The following is a 20,056-nucleotide window of genomic DNA, read 5'->3' as shown; positions in this document are numbered from 1 at the left end:
GTTCGGGCCCTCAGCCACCGGCCGCTTCATCGGCCGGCGGGCGGTCCGGCTCCGCCTGTTCCCCCCGGGCCTCCCGCTCCCAGGTCAGCCGGACGGTGAGGTTTCCCTTCGCGGCCGTCTTGGCGATGATCGCTCCCGCCTCGGCGTTGATCCGCACACCGAGTCCGACCTCGACCGTGGTCGGCGAGCTCGGCATGGTGGTCATCCGGTCCATCAGGAGGGCGGCGGCAGCCCGTACCTGGTCGAAGCTCTCAGCCAGGGAGCGCGCCGCCGTACCCGCGATCTCCCCCGGCCGGCCGGGTGGCCGGTACGATTCCGGAGTTGCCGGACGGAACCTCCACCACCACCCGATCGCCCTCGCCGTCACCTCCCGCGTCCAACGGCACCCAGATGAGCCGCGCCTCGTCACCCACGCGTCCGGCTCCTTCCCTCGCACAGAGGCCCCCGGTAGGCACCGGGCGGTACGTTGCCGCTCACCGCGGGGGGCAGACTGTCATCGCCGAGGATCCGGCACAGCCGTGTCATCCACCCGCGTGCCTGTTCCACGGACGCTGACGTCACCGGTTTCGCCCCGGGGGCCGGGAGCCTGCCGAGTGCGTCGCCGTCACCCGGTCCGACCACGGCGACCACGCCCATCGAGTCCAGGACCACGGACGTCCTGTCGGCCGGTCCCGTCAGGTCCAGGCCCGACCAGATCTGCCCCGCGCCGATCGTGCGAACCGGACCCTCGCCGGGTGCCTGGATCGGCGGACCCTCACCGGCCAGGTAGTAGGCCAGCGGTTCCACCCCGGCGGAACCCAGTGTGATCCCGCTGACCGGGACCTGCTGGGTGCTGCGTTCCTCCTGGAGCAGCCTGCCGTCGTCGAGGTCGTGAACGGCGATGCGGTGGGACAGCGCCGGCTGTCCGCTCCCGGTGCCGGTATCCGTCTCCACGAGCCCCAGCCGTCTCAGGTCAGGGCTCACGTCCATGTACACCGGCTTGTCCGTCGTACTCCGCCAGCGCATCACCTCCCGGCCGACGGGTGCCGCGCCGGTCAGGTCCCAGGACTTCACCACCATGGTCTGCTCGGTCAACGACACGCTCCGGTCGGCCACGGTGAGCAGCCGCTCGCCCCCGCCCCTCAGCCACAGCTGCTCCACGTCGTCCGGAAGACCGGGCATGACCTTCTTGATCCGCCCGTCGGCCGCGTTCCACACCACCAGCCTGCCGCCCTGGCCGAACAGGCCCGTCTGCCCGAGCAGTACCTCGGACTCCTGGTCGAAGGCGAGACGGGCGTACTGGGTCGGTAGTTCCAGTCCGGGGATGTCGGGGAGCGTGGGCATCTCCAGCCCGGGGATCTCCGGGCCCGTGTCGATGTCCTTGGGAAACGGGTCCCCGCCCCGGGGCGCTTCCAGGTCCACGATCCGGCCGGTGGCGACAGTGAGCAGCCGGGCCATCGTTCGCGTCGGGTCCGGTGACTTCGTCAGGTCCGGAGAGATGACCGTCGAATCCGCCAACGCCACCATCGTGCCGTCCGGGCTGACCGCCGTGACGTCCCCTTCCTGCCGCGTCTCCACGCGGCGTAGGCCTGAGGCGTCGCGGCGCAGGACCACGAGGTCGTTCTCACCGGTCCGCGCGACCACCACCTGCGCCTTCTCGTCCGCGACCGTGCCGGTGGGAAGGCGCAGCGGGTCGAGCACGGCGGTGGTGGCGCTCCTGTACCGGGGAGCGAGCAGGTCCGCGAAGCCGAACCGTGCGTACATCTCCCCGAGCAGCTGCCGCGTGCGCGGAGTGTCCTGGGTCCGGTAGGCACGCAGGGCGAGCAGTAACGCCGTGTACGACATGCCGAAGTCCGCGGCGTTCTTCCCCATGTCCGCGTCGCGGGACTGCTGGACCAACACGTCCGATGCCCTCGCGGCGGCGTCCTGGCTGATGTCCGCACGCCAGGCCCAGCTGCCGAGCCCCGCCAGCAAGGCGAGCGTGACGCCCACAGCGATGAGCCCGGTCACGCGCCGCCGCGCGCTTCTGTCGCTCGCCTTGATGAACGCCTCCTCGCCGGGGCGCAGTTCGCCGGTGCGGGCGACCCCCCAACGACGGGCGTCACGGAGATCCTGCCCGCGCAGCAGCCGCCGCCCGGGGCGGTCGTCGGCGGACCACAGGGCGATGCGCCGGCGCAGCCCCTCCTGCCACATGCGGAAGTCACGGTCCTCCGCGACGTACGCGCGCAGGCGGTCCCAGTGGGTCAGCAGCGTCTCGTGGGCCAGCTCGACAGTCTCCTCGGGCGGACCGGAGTCCGGCCGGTAGTCCTCACCCGGGATGAGCAGGCGGGTGGTCATCAGCCGCTGCGCCAGACGCCATTGCTCGGGACGGAGTTCCGAGCGGGCCAGGGTGCGGCGGGTGGGCGCGATACGGTCGTCACCGGGGTGGACGAGCTGGACCAGCAGAGCGCGGGCCGCTTGTTGCTCGGTCTCGGACAGGGCATCGGTCCAGACCTGCTCGGCGTGGGTGACCAGTGCGTCGTGGACCCGCCCGAGGGACTCGTACGCCGTGTGGCCGATGCGTCCGTACCGCTGGCGTTCCCACAGTTTCGTCAAGGTGAACTCGAGCAGCGGCAACCGTCCGGGATCGCTGCCGACGTCGCTGAGGATGCGGTCGACCAGCCCTGGCTCGTAGGTGGTGCCCGTGCCGGTGAGCGGCAGCTCCACGGCGGCCCGCAGTTCGGCGTCGGACATCGCGCCCACCGTGAAGAGCCGCTCGCCGGCGAGCAGGGGGGCGAGGCCCGCGTGGGCGAGGGCGGGGGCGAGGAAGTCGGCCCGCAGGCTGATGACGAGCCGCATCCGGGAGCCGCGATGCAGGCAGTACGTCAACGCCGCTGCGAGGGAGTCGAGTTCGGTGTGCGCAGTGGTGCCGCCGGTTCCGGTGAGTGCTTCTTCGAACTGGTCGGCAACCAGGATCAGACGCTCCTTGCCCTGCCGGACCAGCAGCCGTTCCACCAGGGCGGGAAGTTGACCGTCCCGTAAGAGCGCTGTCAGAGCCGGGAGTTCGGCGAGCCGGGCGGCCTCCGTCAGGTCCGGTTCCAGCCGGGGCAGCAGGGCGAGCGCGAGCGCCTCCAGAGGGCTTCGCCCGAGCCGCCCGGGGCGGAAGACAACGATCTCCAACTCGGCCGTCCCGCGCAGCCTGGGCAGCACACCGGCGTGCAGGAGGGAGGACTTGCCGCAGCCCGACGGTCCGACGAGGCTGGTCACCGGTGCGTGGGAGAGCAGTCCGGCGATCCGGTCGGCGGGTTCGGCGCGGCCGTGGAAGAGGGCGGCGTCCTGCTCCCCGAACGGTTCCAGGGACCGGAAGGGGCAGGCGGGCAGGGCACTGGCGGACAGTCCCGACCAGGTCTCGCGCAGGGTCCGGACCGGGATCAAGTAGGCGGTACGCACGTCGGCCCGTGCGTCGGCGGCGACGACCATGCCGACGACACCGCCCTCGGCGACATCCCAGACGGGGGCCCCGGAGTAACCCTGCTCCACCCGGTGCTCGCTGGCGGGGTCGGTGTCGTACTGGAGCCAGCCGGCCCCGGTCGCGCCGCGCAACCAGCCGACACTCCAGGTGCCGTCGTCGTATCTCCGAGGGAAACCGAAGGTCCGTACCCTGCGGTCGGGGCCTGCGGCGTCCTCCACGAGGCGGGCCACGGGTGCCTTCGCGGGCGGATCGACGAGGAGTTCCAGAACGGCGACGTCACCGGAGCCGTCGGCCCGGACCGGCGTCCAGGCGCCGACGCGTGCGGGCACCCGGGTGCCGGGCTCGACGAGTGGGAAGTCGATCCACAAGCGGCTGTCGGGCGGTTCCTGGGTGTCCGGCGGCAGACCGAGCGCCGTGGCGACGACGTGCGCGCAGGTGATGACCTCGCGTTGCCCGGCACGGAATCCGGCGCCCTCGGGCCTCCCGTCGATTCCTAGGACGCGTGCCACCGACGCATCACTGGGCGCCGCGCTTCCCGGTTCCATGGTGTCCACCCCCGTGCACCAGATCCCTGTCGAGGCGCTGAGCATATCCAGGTGTCTGCCGATGTCCAGGGGTGATTCCGGACGGCCGAGGCGGACCCGCGCGGCCCGTCCGGCCCATCCGGTGGCCGCGGTCGCGCGGGGGACGACGGCGAGGGCCGGACCGGTGCGGCCGGGGCCGTTGTCGCTCACCGCCTCGGCGACGCAGGTCCGATCGGTGGTGAGAGTGAGGGTAGACATCGGTGGCGGGCGTCGGCGGGACGGGGCCGACGGCCTGCTGGGGCCGGTGGGCGTCGCGGTCAGGGCGCCACTGCGAGCGATGCTGACGCAGCCTCCGACCTCGCTCATGCACGGCGGACACCGTTGCGGTCCGCGGGGCCGTCCCGCACGTCCCGGAGGGCGCGGGACGAGGGTTGCGGCGCCTCGCCGCGTCGTCGGGACGTCCCCGTACGTTCCGTAGGGGGACGTCCCTCCACCGTGCGACGCACCGCATCCGACGCCGCGCGCCGATCCTGAGGGAAGCGCGGGACGGCCCTCAGGCCAGGTGGAACACCTCGGTCAGCGGGACCATGGCCTCGTCGGCGGCCTCGTCCTGCTCGAAGAACCCGGACATCTCCCGCTGCCACCGTGCGTTGACCTCGGTCGCCGCCATCGCCTCGCGGGCGGCGTCGAAGTCCTCCGTCTCCAGGTAGCCGACCAGCAGGCCGTCCTCGCGCAGGAAGAGCGAGTAGTTGTGCCAGCCGGCCTCCGACAGGGCGGCGAGCATGTCCGGCCACACCGCGGCGTGGCGCTGACGGTATTCGTCCTTGCGGTCCTCGCGGACCTTGAGCAGAAAGCAGACGCGCTGCATGGAGCCGGCTCCCCGGATCAGAAGTCGAAGGTGTCGATGTTCTTGGCGTCGAAGACGGTCGGCTCGCCGAGGATGACCTCGCCGTCCTTGCCGATGGTGTACTCACCGAGCTTGCCCGCCTCGAACTTCTCACCCTCGGCACCCGTGATCTGACCCGACGCCAGCGCGGCGGCCGCGTAGGAGCCGAGGTAGCCGAGCTCCTCCGGGTTCCACAGCGAGAACTGCTCGACCGTGCCGTCCTTGATGTACTTGCGCATCTGGTTCGGCGTACCGAGCCCGTTGAGCACGACCTTGCCCTTGTACGAGGAGTCGCTCAGGTAGCGCGCTGCGGCCGCGATGCCGACCGTCGTGGGCGAGATGATGCCGTTGAGGTCCGGGTAGGCCTGCATGAGGCCCTGGGTCTGCTGGAAGGACTTCTGGTCCGCGTCGTCGCCGTACGCGACCTTCACCAGCTCCATGTTCTTGTACTTCGGAAGCTTCAGCTCCTCCTTCATGAACTCGATCCAGGTGTTCTGGTTCGTCGCGTTCTGCGTGGCCGAGAGGATCGCGACCTTGCCCTTGTAGCCGATCTGCTCACCGAGGTGCTGGACCAGGCTGCGGCCGATCTCCTCGGAGCTGGCCTGGTTGATGAAGAGCTGGCGGCAGTCCTTCGCCGTGTCCGAGTCGTAGGCGACGACCTTGATGTCCTTCTTCATGGCCTGCTTGAGCGGGCCGCACACCGCGTTGGGGTCGTTGGCCGCGACCAGGATGGCGTCCTGGCGCTGCTGGATCAGGGTGTTGATGTAGGAGACCTGCGAGGAGGCGTTCGCGTCGGACGGGCCGACCTCCTTGCCCGTGCCGCCGTACTCCTTCGCCGCGGCGATGCCCGCCTCGTCGACGATCTTCTCGTACGGGTTGTTGATCTGCTTGGGCAGGAAGGCGATCTTCAGGCCCTTCTTCAGCGAGGCGTTCGGATCGGCCTTCGCGGAGCTCGCGGCCTTGGCGCTCCCGCTCTCCTTGCTGTCCTTCGTGGTGCCGGAACAGGCGGTCAGGGCGAGGGCGAGGGAGACGGCGGTGGCTGCGGTCGCGACGGCGCGGCGCCCAGCGGCATTGCGGAGCATCATGGCGGCGGTGTGCCTTTCGAGGAGGGTGAGGAGGGTTACTGCTGGGGTGCGGGCGTGTTCGCGGCCCGCCGGTGCCGTCGTTCGACGACGGTGGCGATGACCCGGGGGGTGAGGACGGAGGCCACGAGGAGCAGGCCGGTCACGATGACCTGCACCTCGTTGGCGATGTCGTTGAGGGTGAGCAGGTTCTTCAGGACGCCGATCAGCAGGACACCGGCGACAGCGCCGAAGAGCGTGCCCTTCCCGCCGTCGAAGTCGATGCCGCCGAGCAGGACGGAGGCGATGACGAGCATCTCGAAGCCGAGTCCGTTGTCCGCGCGGGCGCTTCCGTAGCGGAGGGTGAAGACGATCCCCGCGAAGGCGGAGAACAGGCCGGTCACGACGAAGAGCAGCAGCTTGATCCGCTTGACCCGGATGCCGGCGAAGTACGCGGCCTCCTCCTGGGCGCCGATCGCGAAGAGCGAGCGGCCCAGGCCGGTGGCGTGCAGCACCACGGCGGTGACCGCGGCCAGCACGACGAAGAGCAGGACGGGATAGGTGAGAAAGGTGCCCGGGACGGTCGTGGTGTCGACGGCCCAGTCCGCGTACACCTGCGGGAAGTCCGTCACCGCGTCGCTGCCCAGCGCCACCGAGGCGAGGCCGCGGTAGAGCGCCAGGGTGCCGATGGTGACGGCCAGGGACGGCAGCCCCACCCTGGTGACCAGCCAGCCGTTCAGGAGGCCTCCGGCGACGCCCACCAGGAGCACCACCGGCACGATCGTCTCGAAGGCCCAGCCCGCCTCCCACAGCGCACCGGTCAGCGCACTGCCCAGGCCCAGCATCGACGCGACCGACAGGTCGATCTGCCCGGCGACGACCAGGAGGGTCATCGGCAGGGCGATGAGGGCGACTTCGGCGATGTCGTTGAAGGCGAACGCGAGGTTCTCGCTCGACCCGAAGCCCTCCGTGGTACCGAGTCCGACGATCAGGACGGCCACCAGCAGGACACCGACGGCGGTGTCCCAGCGCAGTGCCAGGCTGCGCAGGGGAGAGGGCTTCGTTCCGGCCCGCGGCGTGGGAGCCGTCTTCGTTTCAGGCGCCGTGGTCATGGCGGGCGCTCCTCTTCCTCAGTGCGGCGGTCATCCGCAGGTTCACGATCCGGTCGACGCTGATGGCCAGCAGGAGGAGCGCACCGGTGATGGCGCCCTGCCAGAAGGAGTCCACCTTCAGGACGACCAGGACGCTGCCGATGGTGGTGAGCAGCAGGGCGCCGAGGGCGGCGCCCCACACGGTGCCGGTGCCGCCGGTGATGGCGACACCGCCGACGACGACGGCGCTGACGACGGTCAGTTCCCAGCCGTGCGCGTTGTCGGCGACGACGGTTCCGAAGCGGGCCAGCCACAGGGCGCCCGCGAAGCCGGCGACGGCCCCGGAGAAGGCGTACGCGGCGAGCACCCGGCGGCGGATCGGGATGCCGGCGAGCCGGGCGGCCTCGGGGCTCGACCCGATGGCGTACAGCTCACGGCCCGAGCGGTAGGAGCGCAGGAAGTACGCGGTCGCCGCGAGCAGGACGAGTGCGATCAGCGGGAGGTAGGGGACCCCCAGCACGCTGCCGCTGCCGAGCCCCAGGATCGCCTCAGGGACCTCGGAGGCGCTGATCTGGTCGCCCTGGGCCCACCAGTAGTCGACGCCCTGGATGATGTAGAGCATGCCGAGGGTCACCACGAGCGCGGGGACCTTGCCGAAGCTGACGAGGGCGCCGGAGACCAGTCCGCAGACCACGCCGATGGCGATGCCGAGCAGCATCACGGTCAGCACGCCGTGGTCGCTCCCGGCGACGAACTTGCCGCAGGCGAAGGCGGAGAGGCCGACGACGGAACCGACCGACAGGTCGATGTTGCGGGTGACCACGACGGCGGACTGGCCGACCGCGAGCAGGACCAGGATCGAGGCGTTGAGGAGCAGGTCCTTGATGCCCTGGTCGGACAGGAAGCGCGGGTTGGCCAGGTAGGTGCCGAGGATCAGCAGGACCAGGGCCCCGGCGATGGAGATCTCGCGGGCCCGGAAGACCGCGTCCACGAGCGAGGACGCACTGCGCTGCGGCGCCTTCACGGTGTCCGGAGGACTCTCGATGGTGGTGGTCATGCCGCTGCCCTTTCCTTGCGTCCGGTGGCCGCCGCCATGACCGATTCCTCGGTGGCTTCCGCGCGTGGGATCTCGGCGACGAGCCGGCCCTCGTGCATCACGAGCACCCGGTCGGCCATGCCGATGACCTCCGGAAGGTCGGAGGAGATCATCAGGACGGCGAGACCGTCCGCCGCCAGCGAGGAGAGCAGGCGGTGGACCTCGGCCTTGGTGCCGACGTCGATCCCGCGGGTGGGCTCGTCCACGATCAGCACGGCCGGCCCGGTCGCCAGCCACTTGGCCAGCACGACCTTCTGCTGGTTGCCGCCGGAGAGCACGCCCACGGTGTCCGCCAGCCGGTTGTACTTGAGCTGGAGCCGCACGGCCCAGTCGGCGGCCCGGTCGTGCTCCAGGGCCCGGCTGACGAGCCCGCGCTTGCGGACCTCGTCCAGGCCGGTGAGTCCGATGTTGCGCTCGATCGACATATCCATGACCAGCCCGCGCTGCCGGCGGTCCTCGGGGACGAGCGCGAGCCCGGCGGCCATCGCGGCGGTCGGCGATCCGGGCCGCAGCACCGTGCCGCCCACCCTCACCTCGCCGGCGTCGGCACGGTCGACGCCGAAGACCGCCTGGGCGACCTCGGTGCGCCCCGCGCCGACGAGTCCGGCGAGGGCGACGATCTCGCCGCGGCGGACGTCGAAGGACACGTCGCGGAAGACGCCCTCGCGGGTCAGCCGGTGCACCGACAGGGCGACTCCGCCGACCTCGGCGTCCTGCTTCGGGTAGAGGTCGTCGAGGTCGCGGCCCACCATCCTGCGGACCAGGTCGTCCTCGGTGAGTCCCTCCAGCGGCTCGGAGGAGATCCACCGGCCGTCGCGCAGGGTCGTGACGCGCTGGCACAGCTCGAAGATCTCGTCGAGGCGGTGCGAGATGAACAGCACGGCGGCGCCCTCGGCGCGCAGGGCCTGCACGACGGAGAACAGCCGGGCGGTCTCGCTGCCGGTGAGCGCGGCAGTCGGTTCGTCCATGATCAGGACGCGGGCGTCGAAGGACAGCGCCTTGGCGATCTCGACGATCTGCTGGTCGGCGATCGAGAGCCCGCGGGCGGGGCGGTCCGGCGCCAGGTCGACCCCGAGCCGGCGCATCAGCCCGGCGGTGGTCGCGTGCACGGCCTTGCGGTCGATCCTGCCCAGGGCGCGCCGGGGCTGGCGGCCCATGAAGATGTTCTCGGCGATCGACAGGTCGGGGAAGAGCGTCGGTTCCTGGTAGATGACCGCGATGCCGGCGTCCCTGGCGTCGGCCGGGCCGTGGAACACGACGGGTACGCCGTCGAGCAGCACCTCGCCGCTGTCCGGCCGGTGCACCCCGGCGAGGGCCTTGATCAGCGTGGACTTTCCTGCGCCGTTCTCCCCGGCGAGTGCGTGGGCCTCGCCGGGGAACAACTGCAGGGACACGTCCCGCAGGGCTCGTACGGCACCGAAGGACTTGCTCACGCCCTTCAGGGCCAGGACCGGGGCCGGGTCCGGGGCGGACTGGTTCATGGGAGCTCCTCAGCGGTGGGAAGTGTCGCTCCAGCCGCCGTGAAAGGTTTCAATGAGGTTGCTCGGAAGCTAAACGGGGATTGCGGGCTCAGTCAATGGGTTGATGGGGAGAACTTCACCGACGGCGGGAGAAGTGCGACCTGAATAGGGTGAATGGGTGGAACTCTTGACAGTCTTCGAGGTCAGCCGCTATCTTCCGAGGCTCTGAATCGATTCACATAACGGTCGCGCATCGCTCCTCTTACAACTCCGCACCGGCGGCCCCCTCGTTCACGGCCGCCGCCGCAGCCGCCCCGGCACGTCCCTATGGTCCCGGCCGATGGCAACGTTGTCCGGCAGGCCCCGCCTCAGCCCGCCCACTCTCCGCCCACGACCGCCGGATGCCGTGGACCCAGGAGCGCTACCAGCCCCGCCCTCCCCGGGACGGGCTCCGGCACCTGGTGCCATCCCGCCCGGCGGTAGAAGCCCGTCGTGGCGTGCGCGCGCACCGAGGTGAGCAGCCAGCAGCGGGAGTCCGCCGCGGGCGCGGTCGCGGCGGCCAGCAGTGCCGAACCGGCCCCTCACCCCGGACCTGCGGGTCGACGGCCAGATCGTCGACCCGCAAAGCCCCGCACAGCCACGCCGCGACGCGCTCCGGCCCCAGAGCCGCCGCGACCTGCCCGTAGGGGCGGCCGTCAGGAAAGGGGTCGGGGGTCGTCGAGGCCGTGGCGAAGCCGACGATCGTGTCCCCGTCGTGGGCGAGCGCGGCCGTGAACCCGGGCCGGTCGGTGTCGGCGGCGAGCCGCCGCGTGCAGTGGCCGGCCATGGCCGCGTCCTCGTTCCACGGCGGCGCCGAGAACACCTCCGCGTACACCCGCCGTATCCCTTCGGCGTACGCGGGGAGGCTCCGGCCGTCCACCGGTCCGACCCGCATGACCCCCATGACCCCCACCCGTCCCGTCGCCCGTGGCCCGGAACAGGACAGGGACCGCGGCGGCGCCGTCCGGTGCCGCCCGCGGTCCCTGTCCGCCTCGCCCCCGTCAGGAGCCGCCGGGGCCGGCGTACGAGGACGTGAAGTCCCGGCGGAGGCGTTGTCCGTGCGCAGCACCCTGCCCCGCACGGAGACGGTTGCGCCGGCGGGCGACGGGTCAGACGCGGGGAAGCGCGGCCGTCACCCGGCGGTAGGGGCGGAGGGAGACCGGGCCGAGCAGCCCCGACGGCAGCGGCTTCTTCCGCTCGTTGGACAGGGTGTTGGAGACCCGCACGGACAGCGTGTTGCGGCCCGGCCGCAGCAGTTCGGTGACGTCGGCGGTGTACGGGGACCACAGCAGGGGCGGCAGTTCGGTGCCGTTGAGGGTGACCGCGGCGACCTCCCGCACGGTGCCGAGAGCGAGCCGGAAACCCCTCTCCCGGAGCACCGCGCGGTCCAGCGTGAACGCGGTGGAGTAGGTCCCGCTGCCGGAGAACAGCGGTTCCAGGTCCGTCCAGCTGCCGAGCGGCCTGGTCACCGGAAGCGCACCCTCGCGCGCCAGCAGCAAGGTCCAGTCGCCGTCGAGGGCGACGGCCTCCAGCGGATCGGTGACGACGGCGCTGCCCCGGTAGCCGTGTGCGCCGTCGGTACCGGCGAACCCGTACCGGCCGGGCGCGTCGGCGACCGCGGTGACCCGCAGCTCCCGGCCGTCCCGGACGACGGCGTCCACCGGCAGGGCCGCCTCGGTCAGGTGGGGACCGGGCCGCGCGGTGTGCCGCACCACGACGGCCAGCGTCTCGTACGGGCGGAGCCGCAGCGGCAGCCGGATACCGGCCTCGTCACCCTGCTTCCCGGGCCGCTCCACCCGGTACACGGGTGCGGTCCGCGCGGTCCCGGTGGCCGGGTCCCACAGCTCCGGCACTCCGGACACGGGAAGCGCGGCCACGGTGTCGACCGGCTCGCCGCTCTCGTTGTTGACGAGGAAGGCGGTGTCCTTCCCGCGGGTGGTGCGCAGCACGCGTACGGAGGGCGCGGCCGGTTCCAGGACGGCGGCGGCCACCCCGGCGGCGTGCGCGGCGGCCCGCAGCCCCCCGGTGTCCGCGACGCGCACCGCCGTGCCCGCTCCGAAGCCGTTCCGGCCGGGCACGGAGTCGCCGAACAGCCCGGTGACCGCCCGCTGCAGGGACCGGTCGCTCCCGTTCGCGTCCTCCCGCGGCAGTTCGCCCACCGCGACGACGGTGCCGCCGCTCCGCACGAAGGCGGCCAGCGTCTTCACCGTCTCCGCGTCGATGACCGGAGTGACGGGGAGGACGACCAGGTCGTAGCGTGCCGCGCCGACCACGAGGCGGCCGCCGTCCACCGAGCCGTGCGCGAGCAGTCCCCGGTCGCCCGAGAGAGCCCCCTCGTGCACGAGGTCGAAGTCGACCTGTGCCCGCTCCAGGGCGCCGGCCGCGTCGTTGAACGCGCCGTCGACCTCACCCTGCCGGGCCGTCCCGGTCACCTGTTCGGCCGCCCGCTGCGGCTGTACGAGCGCGGTCCGGGCCCCGGAGGTCCCCCGGGCGAGCTCCATGACCCGCCCGATCCAGTCGGAGATCGGCCCCATCGCCCACCACCACGGCGAACGCGGGCCGAAGGGCGGTGGGAAGAAGACCCGGACCTCGTCCGTCCACAGCGCGTGCAGCACGGTGAGATTGACCCCGCGCGTGGCGTGCGCGCCCAGCAGGGCGCGCACGAAGTCGGGGGCCACGGCCCAGCCCATGTTGCCGAAGGCCTCCATCAGCACCCGCTCGCGGCCCATCTGGTGGCCGGAGGAGGCGGGGTTGCGGGGCGTCATCGTGGAGCCGCCCGCCACGTACTCGGCGGTGATGACGTCCCCACCTGGTATCTGGGCCCACTGGTTGACCTTGTGCAGGTCCCCGGTGGACCAGATGCGCTTGGCGGGCGAGGTCTCGTCGTACAGCGGGTTGGTGATCAGGACGGTCCCGCGCTCCGCGTACCAGCGCGACTGCTTCTCGAAGGCCGCGGCGAAGCGGTCGGACACCGCCTGCCAGTAACGGCCCCGTTCGATACGGCCGCTGCGGCCCAGGTCGTCGAAGGCGCAGGCGTACGCGAGGCCCGGCTCGGTGCCCACGGCGCGCAGCGCGTCCTCCAGCGCGGGCGACCACGGCAGCCGTCGGAAGTGGGCCTCGGCGGACGCGAAGAACGGCTCGTCGTCCCAGAAGCCGGGCACGACCGTGCCGAAGTAGCGGGCGAACCGGCGGTGGTACTCACCGGGCACGATGTCCAGCATCAGCTCGACGGGCTCGTCGGCCAGCAGATCGACGTAACTGCGGCTGTAGCCCTGGCTGTCGTCGACGAGAGGCGTGCCGCCGAAGAGGTCGATCTGCCAGCGGCCGGCGGGCACCTGCCAGCGTCCCCCGGCACGCAGCCGCGAGGTGAGGTCGGTCAGCGGCCCGGTGCCGGTGGCGCCGATCGGGCGGGCCACGGCCGCGGCCGGGGAGCCCGCGGTGTCCGCGCGGTCCGGGAAGTCGCCCGCGCAGGACGGGTCGGAGAAGTCCTGCCCGTACAGGATCCCGCCGTCCGGGCCGGTGACGGTGATGCTGTCCCACAGCGAGCGCTGGGTGCCGGTGGCGCGCACCCCGGCGCTGCCGGTGGCGTACGTGGTGTCGGTGACGGTCCCCTTGTCCCTGCCGTCGAGGGTGACGGACAGGGACGGCCCGGTGACGGTCACCGCCAGGGTGTGGAACTTGGTGCTGTTGAAGCCGTCGGTCCGGGTGGACCTGGCCAGCTGGACGGACGTGCCGTCCGTCAGCCGGGATACGGTGACGACGCCGGTCCGGTCGAACTCCACGACGTATCCGGCGGAACCGTCCGCGGCGGCCCGTACGACGAGCCCGGCCGCGGACTGCTCGGCCTTGGCGCTCGCCGTGACGGTGACGTCGCTCCAGGCGGCACCGGCGCGGAGCACGGCGGAGCCGCCGAGCACGGCGGCGTCCGCCACCAGCCGGCCGGTGTCGGTGCCGACGCCGGTCGTCGTGAGGAGATCGGCTTCCAGGGGGCCCTCGACGACGGTGGTGGAGCGCCACAGGGCCTTCAGCCGCAGGTCGGGCCGGGGTTCGTAGGTGCGGGAGCCGACCGTGCCGCCCTTGACGATGTACTCGCCGCCCCGGCCGCTGGGGAAGTGGTCGTCGTTGAAGATCCACACCCGCATGCCGGTGCGCTCGGCGACCCGCAGGACGTGCTCGACGATGCCGAACCACTCCTCCGTGAAGAACTCGGGGCGCATCTCGGCGTTGTCGAAGGGGAAGAGGACGACCTCGTACATCCCCTTGGAGCGCAGGTCGGCCATCTGGGTGTCGACGAGTGCGGGGGTGACCGGGCCGTTCCAGTACCAGTAGACGGTCGGGCGGCTGTCACGCGGCGGGTCGGTGAAGCGGGCGGGGGAGTAGCCGGCGGCCGCGGCGGGGGAGGGGGAGGCGCCTGGAGCGGAGGCGGACGCCGTGCCGGCGGCGTCGAGCGCGAACACCGTGCCGGCGGCGCCGACCGCCGCTACGAACGTGCGTCTGGACAGGGGGGCTTCAGGCATGCGGGTGCTCCGTGCTCGAGGGGTGACAGTGACGGTGTGACGAGTGAGGGGGGAGGGGTGCGGACGTACGGAGGTGCCTTTAGGTGTGTGTGCGGGCCGGGGGAGGGGCTTCAGAGGGCCGCGACCTGGGCCGCCTGAGTGCCCTGTTGTGGAGGCGGAAGTCCGCGACGGCGCCGTGCGGCGGCGGGTGGGTGGCGTTCTGCGAACGTCCCAGGTAGTTGCGGGTGGTGGAGCCGAGCAGCAGCGGGCTCGTGGTCATCGCCGCGTTGCGCCCGGCCTCCACTCCGTCGACGTACAGCACGCCGGGCTCCTTCCGAGGGGGAGGCAGCTCTCGGAGCCGTAGGACCGGGCGGACCCGGCCCTGCGGCCACGTGTGTGCGATGCGTGGCGCCCGTTTCCGAGCGGCGGCCATCAACGAGGCGCCCCCAGAGACGAGTTGAAACGTTTTTACAGCGCCGGTGGCAAGCTAGGTGCTGCCGTCGCGAGCGTCAAGAGGCCGGACCCGGAGTACTCCACGTACTTCCCTGTGCTGCTATGCCCCCATCTGGCTGCAGGGATCCCGGATGACGGATCGCCACCTCGGCGGCGGGGGGCAGAAATCCGCGCACGCCTCTTGTGGCCCGGGCGGCGGCCCGCATATCTTCCAGGCCAAGACTATTGAATCGTTAAAACGTGCCGACGGTCAGCGCAGGCAGTCAGTACGGCGAACCAGCAGGGTGGCGAGATGCAGAACAGACCGCGTCCCGACGACGTGACCGCGAACAACGCCCCGGCCGTGGCCCGGGCGGCCGGGGCGAACGGCGCGGCGTCCGGAGCCGAGGACGGCGTGGACGCGGGGACCAGCCTCCGGCGACGTGCCGTCCTCGGTATGGCCGCCGCGGCGGGCGCGATGGCCGCGCTGCCGTTCTCCGCCTCCGCCGCCGCGGCGGCCGAGCCAGGATCCCCGGCCGCGAACCCGCCCGCCCAGGGGGAGTTCGCCCGACGCTTCGCCTCACCCGCCGCTCCCGTACGGCCCAAGTTCCGCTGGTGGTGGCCGGACGCCCTGGTCGACGCCGACGAGATCGAGCGGGAGATCGACCAGATCGCCGCGGCCGGCTTCGGCGGCGTCGAGATCGCGGCCGTCACCCACAGCCTCTCCCGGCCGATCGACCCGGTCCGCTACGGCTGGGGCACCCGGGCCTGGACCGATGCCGTCGAGACGGCCCTGACGAGGGCCCGCAAGCGCGACCTCGTCGTGGACCTCACCCTGGGCCCCGCCTGGCCCGCCGCCGTCCCCGGCATCACGCCCGACAGCCCCGGGGCCGTCAAGGAACTCGCCCACGGTGTCGCTGTCCTTCCCGCCGGCACCGCCTTCGCCGGCCCGCTGCCCGAGCCCGTCACCGCTCCCGGCTCCGGCGTCACCGCCCGTACGCTCCTCCTCGTCCAGGCCGCTCGGGTCGCCGCCGGTACCTCCCCCACGGCCGCCCCCGTGCAGCTCGACCTCGCCACCGTCACCGACCTCACCCCCCGTGCGTCGGCGGACGGATCCCTGGAGTGGACGGCTCCCGCCGACGGGACCTGGCTCCTCATCGCCTGCTGGGAACGCGGCTCGGGCCAGCGCCCCGAAGGCCCGGCGCACACCACCCCGCTCAGCTACGTCGTCGACCACTTCAGCGCGGCGGGCACCCGCGCGGTCATCGACTACTGGGAGAAGCACATCCTCACCTCCCGCATGCGCACCCTGCTCCGGGAGAACGGCGGCGCCCTCTTCGAGGACTCCATCGAGATGGAGACCCACGCCACGCTCTGGACCCCGGGCATCGCGGCAGAGTTCGAACGGCGCATGGGCTACGCCCTCGCGCCGTACCTGCCCGCGCTCCTGCAGACCAAGGAGAAGTACGTCTTCTCCTTCGACGCCGCCACCAACAAGGCGATCCGGCGCGACTTCATGGAAGTCGTCACCGAGCTGTACGTCGAGAACCACCTGCGGCCGGTCCAGGACTGGGCCCACAGCCTCGGACTCCAGCTGCGCATCCAGCCGTACGGGCTCCAGACCGACGCCATGTACAAGGCAGCCGTCCTGGACATCTCCGAAGGCGAGTCGCTCGGCTTCAAGAACCTCGACGACTTCCGCACCCTCGCGGGCGGCCGCGACATGGGCGGCAAGCTCATCCTCTCCAACGAGGCGGGCGGCACCGCCGGCGGCGCCTACGCCACCACCTGGGAGGCCACCCTCAAGAAGCTCGTCACCCAGTACGCGGCGGGCGTCAACCAGGCCGTCTTCCACGGCTTCGCGTACGCCGACGCCCCCGGCGCCGCCTGGCCCGGCTTCGCCGCCTTCTCCCCGTACAACGGCGGCACCGGGTACGGCGAGGCCTGGGGGCCGCGCCAGCCGACCTGGGGCCACTTCCCCGACATAGCGGGCTACTTGAGCCGTACCCAGCAGGTGCTCCAGACCGGCGTCAACAAGGTCGACATCGGGGTCCTGTGGCAGAAGGGCTACGCAGGCTCGGGCCTCGGTGCCTCCTGGTTCACGGCCGACGGCGTCCCGGCCGGCTGGACCCACCTCTTCCTCAGCCCCCGCCTGCTCGGCCTCCCGAACGCCGTGGTGAAGAACGGCAGACTCGCGCCCGAAGGACCGGCGTACAAAGCGCTGCTCGTCGACGGCGACATCATGATCGGACGGGAGCACACCCTCCAGACCGACGTCGCCGAGAAGCTCATCGGCTACGCCCGCAAGGGACTTCCCGTCATCGTCATCGGCGACTGGAGCGACGGCCACGTCCCGGGGATGCCCCGCACGGGCGACAACGACCGGCTCCGTGCCCTGATCCGGGAACTGCTCGCCCAGCCGACCGTCAGCAACGTCCCCGACCGCCCCGACGTCCCCCAGGGCATCGCGGCACTCGGCCTCACCCGCGACGTCGAGTACGCCGAGTCCTCGATGCTGCTCCACAACCACCGGGCCGACACCGACGCCGACTACTACTTCTTCGCCAACGACGCCGTCAGCAAGAAGAACTCGACCGGCACGCGCATCAGCCACGACGTCACCCTCACCACCCGCCACGCCGACGTCGTCCCGTACCGCCTCGACGCGTGGAGCGGCACGATCGAGCCGCTGGCCGCCTACACCCGCCTCCCGGACGGGCGTCTGAGGCTCCGCATCACCCTCGAACCCGGGGCGACCACGATCATCGCCACCGCACGCCCCGGCCGCTGGGTCACCGGACCGGCCCCGCAGTGGTACGCCACCTCGACCGAGGCCGCCGAGGTGCGGCGGGCCGGTAACGGCAAGGTCGAGATACGCGACACCCGCCCGGGCACCTACGTCACGACGCTCGGCGACGGGCGAACGCTCAGCGCCCGCATCGAGGACGTGCCGGAGCCCCTGTCCCTCACCCGCTGGACGCTGACGGCCGAGGACTGGACCCCGGGCGCGACCGCCTCCACCACCAGCAGGACCCGTCGCACGATCGAGCTGGACGGGCTCGTCCCCTGGTCCGGCATTCCGGAACTGGCCGACTCCTCGGGCGTCGGCCGCTACCGCACCACGGTCCGGCTCGGCCGCCCCTGGACGGGGGGCCACGGGGCGACGCTGGAACTGGGCGAGGTGTTCGACACCTACCGGGTCACGGTCAACGGCCGCCACCTGCCGCCCGCCGACCAGCTGACGACGACCGTCGACGTCGGTCCGTACCTGCGCGCGGGCACCAACACCATCGAGGTGGAGGTCGCCACGACCCTCCTCAACCGGCTGCGGGTCAGCAACGCGCCCGTGTTCGGGGTGGCTCAGCGGCAGAAGTACGGACTGGTCGGGCCCGTACGGCTCGTTCCCTACGGGCGGGCCGTGGCCGACCGCTGACGGGCGGGTGGCGGGTGGCGGACGGCCGGGGCGTCCCGCGCCTGCTTCGGCCTCCGGCCTCCCGCCTGCTGTGAGTTCCGGGTTCAGGCCTCAGCCGACTGCCGCAGGTGCCAGGCTCCGGCTCAGCCGGTTGCCGCGGGGGCCAGGCTCCGGCTCAGCCGGCCTGCCGCACCAGATGCGCGGTGAACCAGTCCCTCGCCAGGTCGGCGACCTGGTCCAGGGTGCCCGGTTCCTCGAAGAGGTGGGTGGCGCCCGGCACGATCTCCAGCCGGTTCTCGCAGTGCAGCGCCGCCTGGGCCTGCCGGTTGAGGTCGATCACCGTGGTGTCGGCGCCGCCCACGATGAGCAGCGTCGGCGCCCGTACTGCGGACAGGTCCGCCCCGGCCAGGTCGGGCCGCCCGCCGCGGGAGACCACGGCGCCGACCCCCGAGTCGGGCGCGGCGGCGGCCCGCAGCGCGGCCGCCGCCCCCGTACTCGCCCCGAAGGATCCGACCGGGAGGGAGACGCGGCCCCGCAGCCAGTGGGTGGCGTCCGCCAGCCGCCCGGCGAGCAGCCCGATGTCGAAGACGTTGGCGCGGTCGGCCTCCTCCCGGGGCGTGAGGAGGTCGAGGAGGAGGGTACCCAGGCCCGCCCGGTTCAGGGCGGACGCCACGGAACGGTTGCGCGGGCTGTGGCGGCTGCTGCCCGAGCCGTGGGCGAACACCACGACGGCCCCCGCGCCCTCGGGAAGCACGAGGTCCCCGGTGAGGCCGGCCGCGCCCGAGGCGACCTCCACCTGCTCGGACACGGCAGGGACGGTGTTCTTCCGGGCCCGGGCCAGCAGGGAGACGACCTCTTCGTCGGAGGTCTGGGAGAAGTCCCTGTACCACTCCCCGACGGCGGAGAACAGCGCCGGCGTGGACAGGCACACGAACTCGTCCACGTCCGCCCGCAGCCGGGCGACGACGTCGGGCGAGGCCACCGGCACGGCGAGGACGACGTACTCGGCGCCCTGTGCCCGTACCACCCGACAGGCGGCCCTGGCGGTCGCCCCGGTGGCGATCCCGTCGTCCACCACGACCACCGCGCGGCCCTTGAGCGGGAGACGCGAACGACCTTCCCGGTACGCGTGCGCCCGCCGTACGAGCTCCGCCTCCTCGGCCTGTTCGACGGACACGAGATCCTTACCCCGTACGCCGGCGTGACGGACGATCTCGTCGCTGATGACCCTGACCCCGCCCTCCCCGATGGCACCGAAGCCCAGTTCGGGATGGTAGGGAACCCCGAGTTTGCGGACCACGGCCACATCCAGGGGGGCGTCGAGCTCCCGTGCGACCTCGGCCGCCACCGGGACACCGCCGCGCGGCAGTCCCAGGACGACGGGGTCGCGCCGCTTCATGTGCCGCAGCGCCTCGGCGAGCTGCCGTCCGGCGTCCGTGCGGTCGGTGAACAGCACAGTGATTCGCCTCCCAGCGGGCGGCGGCACACATTCCCGCGGCCCGGCATCCGGAATCTCTCCATCCCCAGGGTCGCACCTCCGACAGGGCCGTGGCGAGGTGGCGGAACACCCCGAGCACGCCCCCGCGGCGCAGGCTCCGCCGGAGGCCGCGGCGGCGGCGCAGATCCTGCCGTAGATGCGGGCCGCCTCCACGTCGAAGGGGAGGGGATCGAACTCGTTCTCGGCGCGCTGCAGCATGTCCGTACGGCGGGCCCGCTCGGCGCGTTCGTCGTGGTCGCTCTGCTCGCCGCTGCCGCGTACCCGGTGGGGTCCTGCGGAGAGTTCCGCGAGGGTGATGGCGCTGATGGCCATCTCGGTAGGTAGCTCGTCGGCGTCGATCCACTTACGCAGGATCATGATGTTGGGGTCGAGCAGGCCTTGCTCATGCTCAACGGGCATACGGGTCGTCCAACTCCTGCTCGACGGCGGGGCCCTGGTCGTCGCGGAAGGCGCCCAGCGAGATGTCCGGGGCGGTACGTGACATGGCCGCGAACTCGGCACGGGGAACGAAGCGGCGACGGCGGCGGAGCGGGATCAGTTCGCCGACGCGGTGCCCGTCGCGGGTGACGGTGAACGCCTGTCCTCCCTGGACGGCGTCCATGATCCGGCAGGCGGGACGGAGGGCGAACGG

The 20,056-nt window shown here is 72.2% G+C and carries 13 protein-coding genes and 1 pseudogene; 1 reads left to right on the top strand and 13 read right to left on the bottom strand.

Annotation, left to right across the window (positions count from 1 at the left end; all coding sequences use genetic code 11):
• Positions 1-10: 10 nt before the first annotated feature.
• The 10 genes from ACH4VO_RS04810 to ACH4VO_RS04765 all read right to left on the bottom strand — a co-directional run bounded on the left by ACH4VO_RS04810 (position 11) and on the right by ACH4VO_RS04765 (position 14,405).
• Entirely contained in the window at positions 11-259 is a 249-nt protein-coding gene (locus ACH4VO_RS04810; protein WP_398440880.1) for a CU044_2847 family protein, read from the bottom strand.
• Positions 252-413, bottom strand: a complete 162-nt coding sequence (locus ACH4VO_RS04805) for a hypothetical protein (protein ID WP_398440883.1) — start codon at positions 411-413, stop codon at positions 252-254. Before ACH4VO_RS04805 ends, ACH4VO_RS04810 begins: the two co-directional genes overlap by 8 nt.
• Positions 406-4,212 (bottom strand): trypsin-like peptidase domain-containing protein, encoded by a 3,807-nt coding sequence (locus ACH4VO_RS04800; RefSeq protein WP_360987808.1) that lies wholly within the window; start codon positions 4,210-4,212, stop codon positions 406-408. The genes ACH4VO_RS04805 and ACH4VO_RS04800 overlap by 8 nt, the downstream gene beginning before the upstream one ends.
• Before the next feature lie 295 nt (positions 4,213-4,507).
• Positions 4,508-4,822, bottom strand: a complete 315-nt coding sequence (locus ACH4VO_RS04795) for an L-rhamnose mutarotase (RefSeq protein ID WP_360987810.1) — start codon at positions 4,820-4,822, stop codon at positions 4,508-4,510.
• Between the two features lie 17 nt (positions 4,823-4,839).
• Positions 4,840-5,925, bottom strand: a complete 1,086-nt coding sequence (gene rhaS, locus ACH4VO_RS04790) for a rhamnose ABC transporter substrate-binding protein (RefSeq protein ID WP_360987812.1) — start codon at positions 5,923-5,925, stop codon at positions 4,840-4,842.
• A 35-nt stretch (positions 5,926-5,960) separates the two neighbouring features.
• Positions 5,961-7,013: an ABC transporter permease gene (locus ACH4VO_RS04785; RefSeq protein WP_360987814.1), complete on the bottom strand. Its 1,053-nt coding sequence runs from the start codon at positions 7,011-7,013 to the stop codon at positions 5,961-5,963.
• A complete protein-coding gene (locus tag ACH4VO_RS04780) occupies positions 6,997-8,049 on the bottom strand; it encodes an ABC transporter permease (RefSeq protein WP_360987816.1) in 1,053 nt (350 codons plus the stop codon). Before ACH4VO_RS04780 ends, ACH4VO_RS04785 begins: the two co-directional genes overlap by 17 nt.
• A complete protein-coding gene (locus ACH4VO_RS04775) occupies positions 8,046-9,569 on the bottom strand; it encodes a sugar ABC transporter ATP-binding protein (RefSeq protein WP_360987819.1) in 1,524 nt (507 codons plus the stop codon). The genes ACH4VO_RS04780 and ACH4VO_RS04775 overlap by 4 nt, the downstream gene beginning before the upstream one ends.
• Positions 9,570-10,696: 1,127 nt before the next feature.
• Entirely contained in the window at positions 10,697-14,104 is a 3,408-nt protein-coding gene (locus ACH4VO_RS04770; protein ID WP_360987821.1) for a glycosyl hydrolase, read from the bottom strand.
• A 79-nt stretch (positions 14,105-14,183) separates the two neighbouring features.
• On the bottom strand, positions 14,184-14,405 hold the full coding sequence (locus ACH4VO_RS04765) for a LamG-like jellyroll fold domain-containing protein (RefSeq protein WP_360987823.1): 222 nt from the start codon (positions 14,403-14,405) through the stop codon (positions 14,184-14,186).
• A 423-nt stretch (positions 14,406-14,828) separates the two neighbouring features.
• Between ACH4VO_RS04765 and ACH4VO_RS04760 the strand changes: the two genes are divergently transcribed.
• Positions 14,829-17,948 (top strand): glycosyl hydrolase, encoded by a 3,120-nt coding sequence (locus tag ACH4VO_RS04760; RefSeq protein WP_360987825.1) that lies wholly within the window; start codon positions 14,829-14,831, stop codon positions 17,946-17,948.
• Positions 17,949-18,102: 154 nt separating this feature from the next.
• On the opposite strand, the gene ACH4VO_RS04755 is transcribed toward ACH4VO_RS04760, so the two are convergent.
• The 3 genes and pseudogenes from ACH4VO_RS04755 to ACH4VO_RS04745 form a co-directional block, all read right to left on the bottom strand.
• Positions 18,103-19,383, bottom strand: coding sequence for a phosphoribosyltransferase family protein (locus ACH4VO_RS04755; protein WP_360987917.1), 1,281 nt, complete (start codon positions 19,381-19,383; stop codon positions 18,103-18,105).
• 168 nt (positions 19,384-19,551) lie between these two features.
• Positions 19,552-19,782: pseudogene (locus ACH4VO_RS04750) on the bottom strand (PIN domain-containing protein); the annotation flags it as partial.
• A 31-nt stretch (positions 19,783-19,813) separates the two neighbouring features.
• A complete protein-coding gene (locus ACH4VO_RS04745; RefSeq protein ID WP_360987827.1) occupies positions 19,814-20,026 on the bottom strand; it encodes a prevent-host-death protein in 213 nt (70 codons plus the stop codon).
• Positions 20,027-20,056: the final 30 nt, after the last annotated feature.

The organism is Streptomyces sp. NPDC020780, from assembly GCF_044334475.1.
Lineage (GTDB): Bacteria > Actinomycetota > Actinomycetes > Streptomycetales > Streptomycetaceae > Streptomyces.
Note: the sequence above shows the minus strand (reverse complement) of the source record. Positions and strands in the feature narration are given on the sequence as shown.

Excerpts from the sequence above, each read along its gene's own strand:
- ACH4VO_RS04760 (WP_360987825.1), top strand. The coding sequence starts at position 14,829 with ATGCAGAACAGACCGCGTCCCGACGACGTGACCGCGAACAACGCCCCG.
- rhaS (WP_360987812.1), bottom strand. The coding sequence starts at position 5,925 with ATGATGCTCCGCAATGCCGCTGGGCGCCGCGCCGTCGCGACCGCAGCC.
- ACH4VO_RS04745 (WP_360987827.1), bottom strand. The coding sequence starts at position 20,026 with ATGGACGCCGTCCAGGGAGGACAGGCGTTCACCGTCACCCGCGACGGG.
- ACH4VO_RS04800 (WP_360987808.1), bottom strand. The coding sequence starts at position 4,212 with ATGTCTACCCTCACTCTCACCACCGATCGGACCTGCGTCGCCGAGGCG.
- ACH4VO_RS04780 (WP_360987816.1), bottom strand. The coding sequence starts at position 8,049 with ATGACCACCACCATCGAGAGTCCTCCGGACACCGTGAAGGCGCCGCAG.
- ACH4VO_RS04795 (WP_360987810.1), bottom strand. The coding sequence starts at position 4,822 with ATGCAGCGCGTCTGCTTTCTGCTCAAGGTCCGCGAGGACCGCAAGGAC.
- ACH4VO_RS04770 (WP_360987821.1), bottom strand. The coding sequence starts at position 14,104 with ATGCCTGAAGCCCCCCTGTCCAGACGCACGTTCGTAGCGGCGGTCGGC.
- ACH4VO_RS04775 (WP_360987819.1), bottom strand. The coding sequence starts at position 9,569 with ATGAACCAGTCCGCCCCGGACCCGGCCCCGGTCCTGGCCCTGAAGGGC.
- ACH4VO_RS04785 (WP_360987814.1), bottom strand. The coding sequence starts at position 7,013 with ATGACCACGGCGCCTGAAACGAAGACGGCTCCCACGCCGCGGGCCGGA.